General features: G+C 55.2%; 18 protein-coding genes and 1 other annotated feature. Of the genes, 5 read left to right on the top strand and 13 right to left on the bottom strand.

Annotated features, from left to right (window positions below; genetic code table 11):
* The first annotated feature begins 24 nt into the window (after positions 1–24).
* Together msyB and satP are read left to right on the top strand one after the other, a co-directional pair.
* Positions 25–774 carry an acidic protein MsyB gene (gene msyB / locus CDA56_RS05260; RefSeq protein WP_102803625.1) on the top strand — a complete coding sequence of 250 codons (750 nt, stop codon included), beginning with the start codon at positions 25–27 and terminating at the stop codon, positions 772–774.
* A gap of 88 nt (positions 775–862) precedes the next feature.
* The gene (gene satP, locus CDA56_RS05255; RefSeq protein ID WP_014227851.1) at positions 863–1429 is read left to right on the top strand and encodes an acetate uptake transporter; all 567 of its coding nucleotides are present in this window, start codon (positions 863–865) and stop codon (positions 1427–1429) included.
* Positions 1430–1475: 46 nt separating this feature from the next.
* Here satP and CDA56_RS05250 read toward each other — a convergent pair whose 3' ends face one another.
* The 3 genes from CDA56_RS05250 to tal form a co-directional block, all read right to left on the bottom strand.
* Positions 1476–2786 (bottom strand): MFS transporter, encoded by a 1311-nt coding sequence (locus tag CDA56_RS05250; protein ID WP_014227850.1) that lies wholly within the window; start codon positions 2784–2786, stop codon positions 1476–1478.
* A gap of 120 nt (positions 2787–2906) precedes the next feature.
* Positions 2907–3494: a molybdopterin adenylyltransferase gene (gene mog / locus CDA56_RS05245; RefSeq protein WP_004098459.1), complete on the bottom strand. Its 588-nt coding sequence runs from the start codon at positions 3492–3494 to the stop codon at positions 2907–2909.
* Positions 3495–3593: 99 nt separating this feature from the next.
* Complete coding sequence (gene tal, locus CDA56_RS05240) at positions 3594–4547, bottom strand: transaldolase (RefSeq protein WP_004098458.1); 954 nt, start codon at positions 4545–4547, stop codon at positions 3594–3596.
* Between the two features lie 203 nt (positions 4548–4750).
* On the opposite strand from tal, the gene CDA56_RS05235 reads away from it, so the two are divergent.
* Together CDA56_RS05235 and yaaA are read left to right on the top strand one after the other, a co-directional pair.
* Entirely contained in the window at positions 4751–6181 is a 1431-nt protein-coding gene (locus tag CDA56_RS05235) for an alanine/glycine:cation symporter family protein (RefSeq protein WP_049069364.1), read from the top strand.
* A gap of 77 nt (positions 6182–6258) precedes the next feature.
* Complete coding sequence (yaaA, locus tag CDA56_RS05230) at positions 6259–7032, top strand: peroxide stress protein YaaA (protein WP_102803624.1); 774 nt, start codon at positions 6259–6261, stop codon at positions 7030–7032.
* 52 nt (positions 7033–7084) lie between these two features.
* Here the strand turns inward: yaaA and thrC are convergent, their stop codons facing one another.
* From thrC to yjjY, 6 genes are all read right to left on the bottom strand, one after another.
* On the bottom strand, positions 7085–8365 hold the full coding sequence (gene thrC / locus CDA56_RS05225; protein WP_004098452.1) for a threonine synthase: 1281 nt from the start codon (positions 8363–8365) through the stop codon (positions 7085–7087).
* A gap of 3 nt (positions 8366–8368) precedes the next feature.
* Entirely contained in the window at positions 8369–9298 is a 930-nt protein-coding gene (thrB, locus tag CDA56_RS05220) for a homoserine kinase (protein ID WP_004128739.1), read from the bottom strand.
* 1 nt (position 9299) lies between these two features.
* The gene (gene thrA, locus CDA56_RS05215; protein WP_014227847.1) at positions 9300–11762 is read right to left on the bottom strand and encodes a bifunctional aspartate kinase/homoserine dehydrogenase I; all 2463 of its coding nucleotides are present in this window, start codon (positions 11760–11762) and stop codon (positions 9300–9302) included.
* A 25-nt stretch (positions 11763–11787) separates the two neighbouring features.
* Positions 11788–11905 (bottom strand) — a sequence feature (Thr leader region).
* Positions 11844–11912: a thr operon leader peptide gene (thrL, locus tag CDA56_RS05210; protein ID WP_004222578.1), complete on the bottom strand. Its 69-nt coding sequence runs from the start codon at positions 11910–11912 to the stop codon at positions 11844–11846. Its footprint overlaps the feature before it by 62 nt.
* A 212-nt stretch (positions 11913–12124) precedes the next feature.
* Positions 12125–12811, bottom strand: coding sequence for a tRNA/rRNA methyltransferase (locus tag CDA56_RS05205; protein ID WP_102803623.1), 687 nt, complete (start codon positions 12809–12811; stop codon positions 12125–12127).
* Positions 12812–13209: 398 nt separating this feature from the next.
* Entirely contained in the window at positions 13210–13350 is a 141-nt protein-coding gene (yjjY, locus tag CDA56_RS05200) for a YjjY family protein (protein ID WP_001541509.1), read from the bottom strand.
* 95 nt (positions 13351–13445) lie between these two features.
* On the opposite strand from yjjY, the gene arcA reads away from it, so the two are divergent.
* On the top strand, positions 13446–14162 hold the full coding sequence (gene arcA / locus CDA56_RS05195; RefSeq protein WP_002887843.1) for a two-component system response regulator ArcA: 717 nt from the start codon (positions 13446–13448) through the stop codon (positions 14160–14162).
* Between the two features lie 53 nt (positions 14163–14215).
* On the opposite strand, the gene creD is transcribed toward arcA, so the two are convergent.
* The 4 genes from creD to creA are packed head-to-tail and all read right to left on the bottom strand — an operon-like array spanning position 14216 to position 18231.
* Positions 14216–15574 (bottom strand): cell envelope integrity protein CreD, encoded by a 1359-nt coding sequence (creD, locus tag CDA56_RS05190; RefSeq protein ID WP_103814846.1) that lies wholly within the window; start codon positions 15572–15574, stop codon positions 14216–14218.
* 57 nt (positions 15575–15631) lie between these two features.
* Positions 15632–17056 carry a two-component system sensor histidine kinase CreC gene (creC, locus tag CDA56_RS05185; protein WP_103814848.1) on the bottom strand — a complete coding sequence of 475 codons (1425 nt, stop codon included), beginning with the start codon at positions 17054–17056 and terminating at the stop codon, positions 15632–15634.
* Positions 17056–17745, bottom strand: a complete 690-nt coding sequence (creB, locus tag CDA56_RS05180; RefSeq protein WP_032747863.1) for a two-component system response regulator CreB — start codon at positions 17743–17745, stop codon at positions 17056–17058. The genes creC and creB overlap by 1 nt, the downstream gene beginning before the upstream one ends.
* A gap of 12 nt (positions 17746–17757) precedes the next feature.
* Entirely contained in the window at positions 17758–18231 is a 474-nt protein-coding gene (gene creA / locus CDA56_RS05175; RefSeq protein ID WP_004098425.1) for a protein CreA, read from the bottom strand.
* Positions 18232–18423: the final 192 nt, after the last annotated feature.

Here is an 18423-nt window from a genome sequence, read left to right as displayed (position 1 = left end):
TACTGTTCACCTTATCTGGTATTTATGAAAATTAATTATCTGGATGATGAAGACCTCTCTTTTCTTCATCGCTGTAGCGAAGAGCATCTGGAAACATTCACCCGAATTCTGACCCACAATGAGAATGGAAAGCCGCGCCTTTCAAGCACGCTATTACGTAATCAAACTTTCCAGGCGATGGCAGGGCATCCCGAACGCTATCGTCGCAACTGGCAGCTCATTGCCGGCGAGCTCCAGCACTTTGGCGGCGACAGCATCGCCAACACGCTGCGTCGTCACGGAAAGTTCTACCGGGAAATTTTGCTGGATGTCTGCAAGCGGCTAAAAATCAAAGCCGATAAGCACACCTCTACGCCGGAAATAGAACTGCATCTTCTGGAGCACTTCCTTGAACACAGCTGGAAGAAGATGGACGATCGGCAGAAAGCTGACTTCTTCACTGCCGTTGAGTGTCGGGTCAACGACCATAAAGCATTACTTCCCCATCTGCTGCAGACAAATAAGCTGGCGCAGGGCGTCAACCACCTTCTGGAAATCCGGCTGGCGAAGATCCTGCGCACGCACGCCGCGGTTAGCGTCATCGGCCACGGTCTGGTTCGCGGCGCGGGGCTTGGCGGCCCCCTCGGCGCCGCGTTTAATGGCGTCAAAGCCGTGAGCGGCAGCGCTTATCGCGTGACCATCCCGGCCGTACTGCATATTGCCTGTTTACGGCAAATGACCAGTCTTTATCAGGTGAAAAATGAAATTGGTGAAAAATACCCCGCCAGATCATAGACAGTTTCGCAGCGCCTAATTATTATGCCGCGCCCCGTCGCTGAGAGACGGGGAATGCTTCCCTTTCTAATCATTATTTTGAGGAATTATGGGCAACACTAAGTTGGCTAATCCGGCACCGCTGGGCCTTATGGGCTTCGGCATGACCACTATTCTGCTTAACCTGGCAAATAGCGGCCTGTTCGCGTTTGATGTAGCTATCCTGGCGATGGGCATTTTTTACGGCGGCATTGCGCAGATTTTTGCCGGCCTGCTGGAGTTTAAAAAAGGCAACACCTTTGGTTTAACCGCATTCACGTCTTACGGCGCTTTTTGGCTGACGCTGGTTGCTATTCTTCTGATGCCGAAAATGGGCCTTGCAGAAGCACCCAACGCGCACTTCCTCGGTATGTACCTGGGACTATGGGGCGTTTTTACCCTGTTTATGTTCTTTGGCACCCTGAAAGCCGCGCGTATGCTGCAGTTTGTTTTCCTCAGTCTGACCGTGCTGTTCGCGCTGCTGGCGATTGGTCACCTGGCTGATAACGAAGGCATCGTTAAGATTGCGGGCTGGGTCGGTCTGGTCTGTGGCGCTAGCGCCATCTATCTGGCGATGGGTGAAGTGCTGAACGAGCAGTTTGGCCGCACCGTTCTGCCAATCGGCGAAAAGCATTAATTAACGTCGCCGCCCGTTCGCGAGCGGCGACGTGAGCCCTATCGATTTACGGCAGGCGCTGCAGTTCAGCTTTCGGCGCAGCGACCTGTTGTTCCAGCCCCTGGCGCAGCCAGATCCCCAGCCCCAATCCCATCAACGACAGTGCCAGCACGTACCACGCGGGCGCCATCGGCGAAACGCCCATCAGCATGGTCACCGCAATCGGCGTCAGACCGCCAAAGATGGCGTAAGAGACGTTATAAGAGAATGAGATACCGGTAAAACGCACTTCAGCCGGGAACGCGCGCACCATCACATACGGAACCGCCCCGACCACGCCGACGCACAGCCCCACCGCACCGTAAAGCAGGAACAGGCGCTGCGGGCTATCGCCGGAAAGATGATAGAACGCCCAGCTTGCCGCCGCGAGGAATACGCTGCCGACAATAAACGTGCGGCTGGCGCCAAAACGGTCAGCGGCCAGCCCTGCCAGCAGGCAGCCGATACACAGCATGATAGTGGCAATACTGTTCGCCTGCAGGGTGATTGCGGGGGCAAAACCGTAGTGCTTTTGCAGCCAGACCGGCGACATCAGGATCACCACCACCACGCCGGCGGATAAAAGCCAGGTCAGCAGCATTGAGACCACCACCGCTTTCTGATGCTTCAGCGCGACGGCTTTAACCGGCAGCTCCTGCGCTAATGCTTTACGCTGCTGCATTTCGAGGAAAATCGGCGTCTCCTGGAGCCAACGGCGCAGATACATGGCGACAAGACCAAACGCGCCGCCTAACAGGAACGGAATACGCCAGCCGCCATCGTGGATACCCTGAGGAGTCAGATGAGTATTAATCAGCGTCGCGACGACCGACCCCAGTAATATCCCCACCGTCAGGCCAGCGGTCAGCGTACCGCAGGCGATACCTATTCTTTTTTCCGGTACATGCTCCGCCACAAAGACCCAGGCGCCGGGGACTTCACCGCCAATCGCCGCCCCCTGAAGAATGCGCATAAGCAGCAGCAAAAGCGGCGCCACGATGCCTACCGACGCGTAGGTGGGCAGCAGGCCAATCGCCAGCGTAGGCAGCGCCATCAGTAAAATACTCAGGGTAAACATCTTCTTACGCCCGACCAGATCGCCAAAATGGGCCATAATGATGCCGCCAAGAGGACGAGCTAAATAGCCCGCCGCAAAAATGCCGAAGGTCTGTACCTGGCGCAGCCATTCCGGGATATCGGCCGGGAAAAATAGCTCGCCGACAACGGCGGCGAAGAAGACAAAGATAATGAAATCGTAAAACTCCAGCGCGCCGCCGAGGGCGGCCAGCGTCAGCGTTTTATAATCCTGTCGATTCAGAGGTCGGGTGTAGTGTGACATAACGGGCAATCATCCAGAGGTATGAAGATATTCTACGCACGGTGTAAAGTAAAAAACACTATATCGTAAATAAAACAACACACCACTGGTGATGCAGGTTATATCAGGAATACGGTAAATTCAGGATAATGTTTCACGTCTGGCGCTTTTAGGGCGGAAAGCTGCTACTACCTCGCCGTTTGTTTCCACATAAGGCCCCTCAAGCAGCTGTACACAATACGGTACACTCGCGAAAACGCCGTGCACCAGCACGTTACCTTCCGCATCTTTCACGCCTTCCAGCGTTTCCTCAATCGCCTTTGGCTGCCCGGGCAGGTTAAGGATCAGCGCCTGCTTGCGGATAACGCCAACCTGACGAGAAAGAATGGCCGTCGGCACAAAATGCAGGCTCACCTGGCGCATTTGCTCACCAAAGCCGGGCATCACCCGATCGGCAATCGCCAGCGTCGCATCCGGGGTGACATCACGGCGGGCCGGGCCCGTGCCGCCTGTAGTCAGGACCAGATGGCAGCCCATTTCATCGACCAGTTCACAGAGGGTTTGCTCGATAATAACCTGTTCATCCGGGATCAAGCGGGTTTGCAATTCGAAAGGCGTGGAGAGCGCACGGGCCAGCCACGCTTCAAGCGCGGGAATGCCTTTATCCTGATAGACGCCGCTGGAGGCGCGATCGGAAATGGAAACTAAGCCGATTCGTAAGGTGTTCATGATTATTCCGTTCAAACAGTATTAATAGACAGAATAATACACCGAGGGGAGCAAGGCAGACAGTTTAATGTGGCCGACGGACGCCGGCCACATGGGGGATTACAGCAGATCGCCGATCATTTTTTCCAGTTTTTCCTGGTCGATCGCAAACTTGCGGATGCCTTCCGCCAGTTTATCTACCGCCATCGGATCCTGGTTGTGCTGCCACAGGAATTCAGATTCGGTGATACGCGCCGGACGCGCTTTAACTTCGCCGCTGAAGGCCAGTTTGCGTTCGATGGCGCCTTCGCTTTCCGCCAGCTCTTTCAGCAGCGCAGGAGCGATAGTCAGACGGTCACAGCCGGCCAGTTCGAGGATCTCGCCGAGGTTACGGAAGCTTGCGCCCATAACCACCGTTTCGTAACCGTGCTGTTTGTAGTATTCGTAGATTTCGCTTACGGACACCACGCCCGGATCTTCTGCCGGCGCGTACTCTTTCTTATCGGTGTTGGCTTTGTACCAGTCGAGGATACGACCAACGAACGGAGAAATCAGGAATACGCCCGCTTCCGCACAGGCACGCGCCTGAGCGAAGGAGAACAGCAGCGTCAGGTTACAGTTGATGCCTTCTTTTTCCAGCTGCTCAGCGGCGCGAATGCCCTGCCAGGTAGAAGCCAGTTTAATCAGAATGCGATCGTTGCCGATGCCAGCATCGTTGTACAGTTTGATGAGGCGCTTAGCTTTGGCGATAGAAGCCTCGGTGTCATAGGACAGGCGAGCATCAACTTCGGTGGAAATACGGCCAGGGATCAGCTTAAGAATTTCGAGACCAATGTTCACCGCCAGCTTATCGGAAGCATCGATAATCTGCTGCGCGCGGTCGCTGCTCTGGCCGCGAGCCCAGGCAACGGCGTCATCAATCAGCTTACGGTACTCAGGGATCTGAGCCGCGCCGAGAATCAAAGAAGGGTTAGTCGTGGCGTCCTGAGGCTGATACAGCTTCATTGCCGCGATATCTCCGGTATCAGCTACGACAGTGGTGTACTGACGCAGAGAAGTCAATTTATCCGTCATGATAGTGTTTCTCTTAAACAGCAGTTAAGGGGATGTAACCGGTCTGCCAAGATGATAACACGCTGCCGGGGCAGCGCAACCGCCTACAATGCATGAGCGCAGAGTGTGATAAACTGGGCCAATTAATTCCCTGAACACTAAAGGATTGTCACTGGATTGGTAGCGCTTACACTCGCGCACCGATATGGGCAAGAGGATGCTTGATGCCTGATTTTCTGTCGTTTATCAATGAAATACTCTGGGGCTCGGTAATGATTTATCTGTTACTGGGCGCTGGAGTTTGGTTTACCTGGCGAACAAAATATATTCAGTTCCGTTATATCCGCCAGTTTAGCAGAAGTCTGAAAAAGAGCCTTCAGCCGCAGCCCGGCGGGTTAACCTCTTTTCAGGCGCTCTGTATGAGTCTGGCGGCGCGCGTGGGCAGCGGCAATATGGCAGGCGTGGCGCTGGCCATTGCCGCAGGTGGCCCCGGCGCCGTTTTCTGGATGTGGGTCTCGGCGCTGCTCGGCATGGCCAGCAGTTTCGCCGAATGTTCTCTCGCGCAGCTTTATAAAGAGCGCGACTCCCGCGGGCACTTTCGCGGTGGCCCGGCCTGGTATATGGCCCGGGGACTCGGCATGCGCTGGATGGGCGTGCTGTTTTCTATTCTTCTCCTGCTGGCCTACGGCGTCATCTTTAATACCGTACAAGCCAACTCCGTTGCCCATGCCATGGAGTATGCGTTTCGTTTACCCGATGTTATCACCGGCGGCGTCCTGGCGGCGCTGACCCTGCTGGTCATCGTTCGCGGGATTCGCGGCGTAGCGCGGCTGATGCAGTGGCTCGTGCCGCTTATGGCTTTATTGTGGGTGCTGACCAGCCTGATTATCGGCCTGTGGCATATCACCGCCCTGCCGACGATTTTTGAAATCATTTTCCGCTGCGCTTTCGGCTGGCAAGAGGCCGCTGCGGGCGCGGTGGGCTACACCATCAGCCAGGCGCTCACCAGCGGCTTTCAGCGCGGGATGTTTTCCAATGAAGCGGGTATGGGTTCGACGCCAAATTCCGCCGCCGCTGCCGCCTCCTGGCCCCCTCATCCCGCGGCGCAGGGGATCGTACAAATGATTGGCGTCTTTATTGATACCATCGTGATCTGTACCGCCAGCGCAGTGATCATCATGCTGGCGCCGCGAGACGGCAACGAAGAAGCGGCAAGCGGCATTCAGGCTATCCAGCATTCGATGAGCAACCTCGTCGGCGACTGGGGTTCCAGCTTTGTCGCTTTTATCGTGCTGCTGTTCGCCTTCAGTTCGATCGTCGCAAACTATATCTATGCCGAAAATAATCTCATTTTTCTCCGCATGGATAGCCTGCGTAACATCTGGCTGCTGCGTCTGCTCACGCTGTGTATGGTCGTCACCGGCGCGATGGTCAGCCTACCGGTGGTCTGGCAGATGGCGGATATCATCATGGCGCTGATGGCGATAACTAACCTGACGGCTATCCTGCTGCTGTCGCCGACGGTGCGCATCATTGCCAGCGATTATCTGCGACAGCGGAAGCTGGGCCAGCGGCCGGAATTTGACGTCACCCGTTACCCTGAAATTCATCAGCAGCTGGTACCGGGAACATGGGACAACCTGCCGCGCGAATAGCGCGGCAATCGCAGCTATCGATCCTCTCATGACGTTTTTTTGCTAAAGTCGTCAAAAATTTCCTGTAAGGACTGGATATGCTCATTCTGATTTCACCTGCAAAAACGCTCGATTATCAAAGCCCGCCGGCAACGACGCGTTATACCCAGCCAGAGCTACTGGAACACTCTCAGGAGCTTATCGGCATTGCCCGTCAGCTGTCGGCACCGCAGATTGGTAAACTGATGGGCATCAGCGACAAGCTGGCTGACCTGAACGCGACCCGCTTTCACGACTGGCAGCCAGATTTCACCCCGGACAACGCCCGTCAGGCAATCCTGGCGTTTAAGGGCGATGTCTATACCGGCCTGCGGGCAGAGACCTTTAGCGAAGCCGATTTCGATTTTGCCCAGCAGCATCTGCGGATGCTTTCCGGCCTGTACGGCGTTCTGCGCCCGCTGGATCTGATGCAACCCTATCGTCTGGAGATGGGGATTAAGCTTGAGAACGCAAAAGGCAAAGATCTGTATCAGTATTGGGGAGACGTTATTACCGATAAGCTGAATCAGGCGTTGAAAGCCCAGGGCGACGATATTGTGGTAAATCTGGCCTCTGATGAGTACTTCAGGTCGGTGAAACCCAAACGGCTTGAGGGCCAGCTGATAAAGCCGGTATTCCTTGATGAGAAAAACGGCAAGTTTAAAGTGATCAGCTTCTACGCTAAAAAAGCGCGCGGCTTGATGAGTCGTTACATCATTGAGAATCGCTTAACGAAGCCGGAGCAGCTGACCCGCTTTGATAGTGAAGGCTATTTCTTTGACGCCGACGCTTCGGGTAACGGAGAGCTGGTCTTTAAACGCCACGAGCAGTAAAAAAACCGCTTCCCTGCCGCAAATCACGCAGCAGGGAAGCGCTGATTCAGACTTAGCCCATCATCAGCTTACGCAGCGCGGCAAAATCGGCCGGCAGATTATGCGACAGCAGCGGCAGATCGGCGCGATCAGCCAGCTCTTTCGGCAGCGGCAGCGTCTCTTGCAGAATCTCTTCCACGCTCTCTTTAAACTTCGCCGGATGCGCCGTGCCGAGGAACAGGCCGTACTCACCCGCCTGCAGCTGGTCGCGCAGCGCGCGATAAGCAATCGCCGCATGCGGTTCTGAGGTATAGCCGATAGCCTTCAGCTCACGCATGGTCTCTTTGGTGGTTTCATCATCCACCGCCGCGTAGCCCAGCTCATTCAGGCGCCAGATTTTACGACGGAACAGCTCTTCCACGCGCGGCCAGTTGTTCGGCTGGCTGACGTCCATGGCGTTAGACAGCGTGGCCTGGGTTGCTTTCGGCGACCAGTTACCGTCCTGCAGGAAGCGCGGCACGGTGTCGTTGGCGTTAGTCGCCGCAATAAAGCGTTTGATTGGCAGACCCAGAGATTTGGCCAGCAGGCCGGCGGTCAGATCGCCAAAGTTACCGCTGGGTACCGAGATAACCAGCTGGTTACGGGCTTCCTGAGGCAGCTGAGCCACGGCTTCAAAGTAATAGCAAATCTGCGCCAGCAGGCGGCTGATATTGATTGAGTTAGCCGAGTTAAGACCCAGCGCAGCTTTCAGCTCTTCATCATCAAAGGCCTGTTTAACCAGCGCCTGGCAGGCGTCAAAGTCGCCGTCGATAGCCACAGTTTCAATGTTACCGCCGAGGGTGCAGAACAGCTTTTCCTGCAGCGGGCTGATTTTGCCGCGCGGATAGAGAATGACCACTTTGACGTTTGGCAGGCCATAAAACGCGTGCGCAACCGCCGCGCCGGTGTCGCCGGAGGTGGCCGTCAGAATAGTGACCGGTTTGTCGCCTGCGATATGGGTGAGCATCTGCGCCATAAAGCGGCCGCCGAAGTCTTTAAACGCCAGAGTCGGGCCGTGGAACAGTTCGAGGCAGCCGACGTCGTCCTGCACTTTGCTGACCGGCGCCGGGAAGGTAAAGGCATTGCCGATGCGCTCTTGCAGAACGCCCTGCGGGATCTCATCGCCGATAAATGCCGACAGGATTTTTGCGCTACGCGACACAAAGTCCTGCTGCAGCATCTCGTCGATTTCAGTCAGGCTGAATTCCGGCAGATCGTGCGGGAAGAACAGCCCCTGATGCTTGCCAAGCCCCTGCGTGACGGCCTGCGCAAAGCTGACCTGTTCGTTATGATCTTTTAAGTTATAGAGTTTCATTGGTTATCCCACTACTCGAGCGCCCGCCGTGTCCAGCCGGCAAATATGAACGAAGCCTTCCTGATTTTGCAGATAGTGCGTAGCCAGCCAGTCGGCGACGCGCTGCGCGGTTTCCGGTTTATCGCATAATGCAAACAACGTTGGACCGGAACCGGAAATGCCGCACGCCTGCGCGCCAATTTCCATTGCTGCCTGACGCGCTTCGCTGAAGCCCGGCAGTAGTTTGGTACGATACGGTTCGGCAATCACATCTTTCATCAATTTCGCCGCCAGCTGAGGCTGGCGGGAATAGCAGGCGTGAATAAAGCCCGCCAGATGACGACCGTGGGCAATACAGTCCTGACGGCGATACTGCGCCGGCAAAATTGCCCGCGCTTCCGCGGTGGAGACCTTAATACCCGGATAGGCCAGCACCCACAACCACTCGTCGAAGGCCGGAATCTGCTGGCTGATGATGCCGTTTTCCTCAAGCATCAATTGTATCCCGCCCAGATAGCACGGCGCGACGTTATCGTAATGGATACTGCCGGAAATCCGCCCTTCCATCTCGCCCATCAGCGCCAGCATTCGGCTCTCATTGAGCGGCTTGCCGCAGAACTCGTTCATCGCGACCAGCGCGGCGACGACGGAACAGGCGCTGGAACCCAGGCCGGAACCAATCGGCATGTTTTTTTCCAGGGTCATCGCCACCGGTACCTTCTTGCCAATCTCCTGGCAAAAACGCTCCCAGCATTGATAGACAATATTTTCCTGCGGCGCCGTCGGCAGTTTACTGGCGAAGCGACCCACGTTTTGCAGGCTAAAGCTCGTCGCCGCCTCAACCGAGACATTGTCCCCCAGCAGCGTGCCGTCAACCGGCGTTACCGCCGCGCCCAGCACGTCAAACCCGACGCTCATATTAGCACTGGAAGCCGGGGCATATACTTTGACCATCTTAAACTCCTAACTTCCATGACAGGGTACGCAGCAGGTCGGCGAAAACGCCAGCCGCCGTCACATCGTTACCCGCACCATAACCGCGCAGCACCAGCGGCAGCGGCTGGTAATAGTGGCTGTAGAACGCCAGCGCATTCTCGCCGTTTTTCACTTTAAACAGCGGATCGTTGCCATCAACCGCGGCGATTTTCACGCGGCAGGTGCCATCCTCTTCGATATTACCGACATAGCGCAAGACCTTACCTTCATCGCGCGCTTTTGAGACCCGCGAGGCAAACTCGTCATCCAGAGAAGGCAGGCGTGCCATAAAGCTGTCGACATCGCCGCTGGCGTCAAAACCCGCCGGTAGCGCCGGCTCTACGATAATGTCAGACAGCTCCAGTTCGCGCCCGGTTTCACGCGCGAGGATTAGCAGCTTACGCGCAACATCCACGCCGGAAAGATCGTCGCGCGGATCCGGTTCGGTATAGCCCATTTCACGCGCCAGCTTCGTCGCCGCAGAGAAGCTTACGCCTTCGTCCAGCTTACCGAAGATAAATGACAGCGAGCCGGACAGAATACCGGAGAAGCGCAGCAGCTCATCGCCGGCGTTCAGCAGATTTTGCAGGTTTTCGATTACCGGCAGCCCCGCGCCGACGTTGGTATCGTATAAAAACTTACGTCGTGAGCTGCTCGCGGCATGACGCAGCTGATGATAGTAATCCAGCGATGAGGTATTGGCCTTTTTGTTCGGCGTTACCACGTGGAAACCTTCGCGCAGGAAATCGGCGTACTGATCGGCCACCGCCTGGCTGGAGGTACAGTCGACAATCACCGGGTTCAGCAGATGGTACTCTTTCACCAGACGAATAAGTCGCCCCAGGTTGAACGCCTCTTTGGCTTCCGCCAGCTCATCGCGCCAGTGTTCAAGGTTCAGGCCGTGTACGTTGGTCAGCAAGGCGCGCGAGTTAGCCACCCCGCAAACGCGGAGGTCGATATGTTTACTCTTCAACCAGCTCTGCTGGCGCTTGATCTGTTCGATCAGCGCGCCGCCGACGCCGCCGATGCCAATGACAAACACTTCAATCACCTGATCGGTATTGAACAGCATCTGGTGGGTCACGCGAACGCCGGTGGTCGCATCATCGTTGCTCACGACAACGGAAATAGAGCGCTCGGAAGAACCCTGGGCAATCGCCACAATGTTGATATTGGCGCGCGCCAGCGCAGCGAAGAATTTAGCGGAAATCCCACGCAGGGTGCGCATACCATCGCCGACAACCGAAATAATCGCCAGGCGTTCCATGATCGACAGCGGCTCAAGCAGCCCCTCTTTCAGCTCCAGATAAAATTCATCTTCCATTACCCGCTTCGCCCGAGCGCAATCGCTCTGCGGCACGCAGAAGCTGATGCTGTATTCGGAAGAGGACTGGGTGATAAGAACAACGGAGATTCCCGCGCGGGACATAGTGGCGAACACGCGCGCCGCCATGCCAACCATCCCCTTCATCCCCGGCCCGGAGACGTTGAACATCGCCATATTGTTGAGATTAGAGATACCTTTCACCGGCAGATCGTCTTCATCGCTGCTGCCGCCGATAAGCGTACCCGGCGCCTGCGGATTACCGGTATTTTTGATTAAACAGGGGATCTGGAACTGGGCGATGGGGGCGATAGTACGCGGGTGCAAAACTTTGGCGCCGAAGTAGGAGAGCTCCATAGCTTCCTGATAGGACATCGACTTCAGCAAACGCGCATCCGGCACCTGACGCGGGTCGCAGGTATAAACGCCGTCAACGTCGGTCCAGATTTCACAGCAGTCGGCGCGCAGGCAGGCGGCCAGCACCGCTGCGGAGTAGTCAGAGCCGTTACGGCCCAGCACCACCAGTTCGCCCTTTTCGTTACCGGCGGTAAAGCCCGCCATCAGCACCATATGGTCAGCCGGGATCTGGCTGGCGGCAATGCGGCGGGTCGACTCGGCGATGTCCACGGTGGATTCGAGGTAATGGCCAACGGCAAGCAGTTTTTCAACCGGATTAATCACCGTGACGTTATGACCGCGCGCTTCCAGTAAGCCGGCCATAATAGCGATGGAGAGCTTTTCTCCCCGGCAGATCAGAGACGCATTGACGCTATCCGGGCACTGTCCGAGCAGGCTAATACCGTGCAGGACGTGTTTGATTTGCGCAAACTCCTGCTCGACAAACATTTTCAACTGAGCGTGCGGAAAGCCCGGCTGGGCATCGGCGAGGCCTTGCAGAAGTTCGGCGAAAATGCGTTCGGCATCAGCGATATTAGTCAGCGCATCCTGCCCGCCAATGGTTTTTTCGATCATCGCAACCAGATGGTTAGTGATCTTCGCCGGGGCAGACAGTACGGTCGCTACCTGCCCCTGCCTGGCATTACTCTCCAGAATATCGGCAACACGCAGAAAACGTTCTGCATTTGCCACTGATGTACCGCCGAACTTCAACACACGCATGGTTATGACCCCTTGATTTTTTATCGAAAAAAAAGCCCGCACTGTTCAGGTGCGGGCTTTTTTCTGTGTTTCCTGTACGCGTCAGCCCGCACCGTTACCTGTGGTAATAGTGGTGGTGATAATCGTGGTGATCATGCCGATGCGATTCATGGATGTTGTGTACTCTGTAATTTTTATCTGTCTGTGTCCTGTGCCTATATTGGTTAAAGTATCTGTCGACTTAAGTCAACGAATTTCTACTTTTAGCCCTTTTTTTCACACCTGGCCAATACGCCATAGCAACCTGACAATTCATCCGTATTTACGCATCCAGACGCAAATAATTAGCACATAAGACCATATGAAAATAATATGACAGCATTTTACCCTGGGAGGTTTTTTTCAATATCGTGCAGTAAACGATGCAGCATGGCGGTGTCTCGCTGCTGCAAAAGTCCTATCCGCTGCTCCAGCCAGTCGGACAGTTTTATATCATCACCCGCGCCGAGGCGGTTAAGCAGATCGCGCGTTCGCAGGCGTAACGCCTGCAGCTGATTATCATCTGCGTCGGCGGAGGTTGACGGGGCCTGCTGCAGCAATGAGGTCAGCTGGTAGCAATAGACCATCACCGACTGCCCCAGGTTTAGCGAAGGATAGTCAGCCGCCATCGGCACACCGGTCAACACATCGGCAAGGGCCAGCTCTTCATTCGTCAGACCAGAATCTTCCCGACCAAACACCAGCGCGGCATGATGCATCCACTGCGCTTTTTCTTCCAGCAGCGGCAGGAGCTGCTGCGGCGTCGCATAGTAGTGGAAACGCGCCCGGCTGCGGGCGGTCGTGGCCACGGTAAAATCAACATCGTGCAGCGCCTGCTCCAGCGTGGCATAAGTTTTGATATTATCGAGGATATCGCCAGAACCGTGCGCGACCCAGCGCGCGGCGGGCTGCAAATGCGCCTCGCTATCGACGATACGCATGTCGCTAAACCCCATGGTTTTCATCGCTCTGGCTGCCGCCCCGACGTTTTCCGCCCGAGCCGGGGACACTAATACAATTGATAAACGCATTCGGTTTCTCTTTTACCTTTTAGGCGGTGGGAATAACGATTTTTTCCCTCATTTTACGCGCCGTGAATTTACAAATTTGCAACAAAAATCACTAAATTTGAGCTTTATCACCCATAAAAAAAACTAAACTATTCCCAAGGCACCATGACACAGAGTATGTTAACAGAACGGCTTTATCCGTATGTTTGGCAATGAAATTTACGTCCGAGTACGTTTTGAGGCTTTGGATTCACCGCGTTTATTATTTTCTCATTGCAACTAATTGAGCGAAGTATGAATTGTGAAGATGAATCCCGTTTAGATGCAATGATTTCACAAGACTGTTAACGTGCTACAATTGAACTTGATATATGTCAACGAAGCGTAGTTTTATTGGGTGTCATGCCTCACTTAGCCTGTTATGTTGCTGTTAAAATGGTTAGGATGACAGCCGTTTTTGACACCGTCGGGTCCAGAGGGAAAGTACCCACGACCAAGCTAATGATGTTGTTGACGTTGATGGAAAGTGCATCAAGAACGCAATTACGTACTTTAGTCATGTTACGCCGGGCATGTTAATTTGCGACATGCACCAGGCAGGTCAGGGACTTTGGTACTTCCTGTTTCGATTTAGTTGGCAATTTAGGTAGCAAACATGCAGACCCCGCACATTCTTATCGTTGAAGACGAGTTGGTAACACGCAACACGTTAAAAAGTATTTTCGAAGCAGAAGGTTATGATGTATTCGAAGCGACCGATGGCGCGGAAATGCATCAGATCCTGTCTGAAAATGATATCAACCTGGTGATCATGGATATCAACCTGCCGGGTAAAAATGGTCTCCTGCTAGCACGCGAACTGCGTGAGCAGGCGGACGTCGCGCTGATGTTCCTCACCGGCCGCGATAACGAAGTGGATAAAATCCTTGGCCTCGAAATTGGCGCCGATGATTATATCACTAAACCGTTCAACCCACGTGAACTGACGATCCGCGCGCGCAACCTGCTCTCCCGTACCATGAACCTGGGTACCGTGAGCGAAGAGCGCCGTAGCGTGGAAAGCTATAAGTTCAACGGCTGGGAGCTGGATATCAATAGCCGCTCGCTGGTAAGCCCCAATGGTGAGCAGTACAAGCTGCCGCGCAGTGAATTCCGCGCCATGCTGCACTTCTGCGAAAATCCGGGCAAAATCCAGTCGCGTGCGGAACTGCTGAAGAAAATGACCGGCCGTGAGCTGAAGCCGCACGACCGTACCGTGGACGTGACCATCCGTCGCATTCGTAAGCATTTTGAATCCACTCCGGACACCCCGGAAATTATCGCCACCATCCATGGCGAGGGGTACCGCTTCTGTGGCGACCTGCAGGAATAACACCGTTTTTCTTGCTGTCATAACGTAAAAACGGCGCAATTCGCGCCGTTTTTTTATTTCCAGATCCTGAGCTTATCGTCATCCTGACCAGCGTCCGGCAGTTCACCTTTTGCCTTCGGCAGAGATAACGCGTACCAGTCAACGTGGCGGGTCAGGAACATCAGCGCACTTAACGCCAGCAGCAATACGCCGGTCCCCAGCAGCAATGCGCTATCTTCCGATCGCAACAGCATCCACATAACGCCGTCCAGCAGCAGTAGCGCACAGACGAACAGTAAACTGTTACGCCAACCATTCAATACTGCCTGAAGATACACCCCATTGATAAGCGCGCCTAGCAGGCTGGCGGCAATCCACGATGCCGTAAAACCGATATGTTCGGACAGCGCCAGCAGCACCAGATAGAACATGACCAGCGACAGCCCCACCAGCAGATACTGCATGGGGTGCATGCGATACCGCGTTAAGCTTTCAAAAACAAAAAATGCCATAAACGTCAGCGTTATCAACAGAACGGCATATTTTGTCGCCCGATCGGTCAGCTGATATTGATCGGCGGGCGTGGTGACATTCACGTTGAAAGCGGGCAACTGACGCCACTCAATCTGCCGACCCTCAACAAAAAACTTCGCCATATTGTTGGCAAACCAGGTGCTTTGCCACTGGGCGCGATAGCCTGTTGGGCTGACTTCCCGCTTTGCAGGTAAAAAGTCGCCAAGGAACCCCGGGTGCGGCCAGTTGCCGGCAAGCTGTAAGGTACTGTTGCGCCCAAGCGGAACCACCGAGAAACTGCCGCTGCCATTCAGATTGAGCGTGAATTCAATATCCAGCGCTTTTTGTTCAGGGAGTAACAGCGGCATCGGCACATGAATGCCCTCCCCGCTATCGTCGAGACCCGGCCCAGGCTCAACGGGTAGCCTCTCGCCATTGAGCTCTGGTGACGTAATCTCGCCAATACCGCGCGCATCGCTGACGCTGACGACCAGAAACGGTCTGCCCAGCGTAATCGTCTGCTTCCTGAGCGCCTTAATGCGCGAAGGTTCAAAATGCGCTTTGACGCTGAGATTATTGTGCCAGATCTGCCCCTCATAGATACCGATTCGCCGGGATTCAACATCCTGATTACCGGTGACCGCCAGCGTCTCCGGCAGCCAGTAGTGTACCCATTGGGTTTGATATTCTACCGTTTTAGTTCCCTCAACCCGCGTTAGCGTCTCGGTCACCGGAATGGCAATCAGCGGTCCGGCCAGTTTCTGCGATCCGCTGGTGCTGCTCTCCAGCGCGTCAACCACGTCGCTACGATAGTCCGCGCGTTCAACGATCAGCTGCCGGACCAGCATCAGCGGGATCGACAACAGTAAAATGCACCCCAGCAGGGTGCTCATTTTCCAGAATAGTGGTGATTTCAACATAGCCCTCTCCTTAGTGATGCGCTCACCTTAAAGGGGCCGTGTGGGGAGAGTTTGAAGCTATGTGAAGTGAGCGTGAAGTGCCAGCAAAGCGCACGCGCCGCCTTCAGGGCGATTAACCAGCTGGATATCCCCCTGATGCAGGCGCGCGACTTCACGAACAAACGCCAGTCCCAGGCCACTGCTTTTTTGCCCATTTTCACGAGGCAGGGAATAGAAACGTTCAAAAATACGCTCCAGGGCGTAGTCGGGAATGCCGCATCCCGTATCGCATACGGTTAACAGCACGCCGCCATCACGCTCTTCCGCCCCAAGCAGGATCTCCCCTGCGGAAGGCGTGAAATCGATAGCATTATCAAGGAGATTACCCAACGCCTGCACCAGAAGCTCCCGATCGCCTTCAACCATCAGAGGCGTATCCTGCCAGCGCAGCGTCACTTTTTTCGCCGCCAGCGCGATCTCGCGCTCCTCGGCCAGGCGATCAAATAGCTCAGCGACGGGGACGGGACGTCGGGCGATCTCCAGCCGGTTCTCCAGCCGGGCCTGCTGGAGCAAATTCTCCACCAGCGACTGCATTCGCGCGTTCTGCGCCAGAATATTACGCGTAAAACGGGCGGCGACCTCAGGTGGAGGAGCCTCACGGAGAATTTCTGCCGCGCCGCGAATCGCCGCCAGCGGGCTCTTCAGCTCATGGGTCAGCGCATAAATATAGTTTTCAATGGCGTTTTTACCTTCAAGCTTAAGGCGCATACTCTCCAGCGCCTGCGCCAGCTTACGCAGTTCACTGCCGCCCAGATTCGGCAGCGGAACCGGACGATCGGCGGTCACGGAGTCCGCGTAGCGAACCAGCTTGCCGATGGAAAAGTTAATCCACCATACCATCGCAGCGCCTATCAGGAGCGCGATCCCCAGTAGCGCCCCGCCGGCCCACAGAATACGCCGCTCGCTGCGTTTAATGACCGGCGCCATGGCCAGATTGGGTTTCCCGACGCTTAGCAGGCCAATGATTCGGCCGCTGTCAGTCACCGGCGCGGCAATATACATCACCGAGCTGTTATCATCGTTCGGATCGCTGCGCGTGCTGCGCGCGCCGTATTGCCCGCGTAAAGTGAGCCAGACATCGTTCCAGCGCGAGTAGTCTTGCCCCAGCGCACTGCCCGCAGAATCAAACACCACCTTGCCCTGCGCATCGGTCATATAGACGTGATATTCATTGCGAACTTTATTAATGCCGGCAATGTTGGCGTTGATCGGCTGGCGATGCAGCGTTTGAAAAGCCTGGGCCAGGCGCCCGTGCTGGGGATCGGGGGAAAGTAAATCCTCGCGGGCCAGCTCGGCAAGCAGGGTAGCCGTATCAATCAGCGTCCCTTCGGTTGCCCGCCGGACCCCGGGTTTAATCTCCTGAACGAAGATGGAAAGCACAAACCAGGCCGCGATCGCCACAATCAAAAAGTAGCCCATCAGCAGCCGCATACCGATGCGCATCAGAAGCCTCCAAGGCTGTATCCCATGCCGCGGTGCGTATTGATGGGGGAGATGTCAGGGTTCACTTCTCGCAGCTTAGCGCGCAGCGTTTTGATATGAGTATCCACGGTACGATCGAAGCTCTCGTTCGCATCGCCCCATACCTGCTCCATTAGCTGCTGGCGGGAAAAAATGCGCCCCGGAGAGTGCAGTAGCGTTTTTAATAATAAAAACTCATAGCGGGTCAGATTCAGGCTCTGACCGCACCAGGTGACCCGAGCCGCGGCGTCGTTCAATGTGAACTCCCCCACGCGCAAGAGCGGTGGAGGGGCGGCGAACTTCTGCAGCCGCCGCAGAACGGTGCGAACTCTGGCGCAAACTTCACGAGGGGAAAATGGCTTGGCAATATAGTCATCAGCGCCGATTTCCAGGCCAAGCAGCTTATCCACCTCTTCGCTGCGGGCCGTCAGGAACAGCACCGGCAGCGCCGGGTAGCGAGCAAGCAGCCGCCGACAGAGCTCAAACCCGCTGATATCCGGCAGCCCGACGTCGAGAATCGCCAGGTCGGGTTGGTGGTGATGTGCCGCATCGAGCGCCGGCAGCCCGCGCTCGAACGCCGTAACGATAAATCCTTCCTGCTGCAGCTGGTAGACGAGCGTATCGGCGATGCTCATCTCATCTTCCACCAACCAGATCCGCGGTTGTTGCATCGGCGTTCCCTGTTATTTATTCCATGGCATAATCGGCACCGCGCTAATCGCGTTCTTCGGCGAGCCATCGACGATTTTATCCGAATAGGTCAGATAGACCAGCGCATTGCGTTTGGCATCGTAAAAGCGCACCACCTGCAGCTTTTTAAATACCAGCGAGGTGCGTTTCTGGAACACGACATCGCCCTGCGTTTTACCGTTTTTGATTTTATCCGTCAGCTCAATCGGCCCCACCTGCTGACAGGAGATCGCAGCATCAGAGGTATCTTCCGCCAGCCCTAACCCGCCTTTAATTCCCCCGGTTTTCGCCCGGCTGATGTAGCACGTCACGTTTTGTACATCCGGGTCGTCAAAGGCCTCTACGACAATTTTATGATCCGGCCCAAGGAACTTAAACACGGTATCCACAGAGCCAATTTGCTCCGCCTGCGCCATCTGAGACCCCGCCAGTAAAAGCATACCTGCCACTAACTTCTTGTATTTCATATTGTTACCATTCTTAAAAATTTAGCTGAGTGATTATCACACATTAAGAAGAAAAGTTTTATAGATCACAGCTTTACAAAATTACCACCGATACTTCTGGAAGAATCGCATTTAAAAGCAAAAAAAACACTGAATGCTAAAACATCAAAAAATGCTATTATCCGCTACCTTTAGTATCAGGCACCTGAGTTT

Source organism: Klebsiella michiganensis (assembly GCF_002925905.1).
Taxonomy (GTDB): Bacteria; Pseudomonadota; Gammaproteobacteria; order Enterobacterales; family Enterobacteriaceae; genus Klebsiella; species Klebsiella michiganensis.
This window is presented reverse-complemented; position numbering and strand designations above follow the sequence as displayed.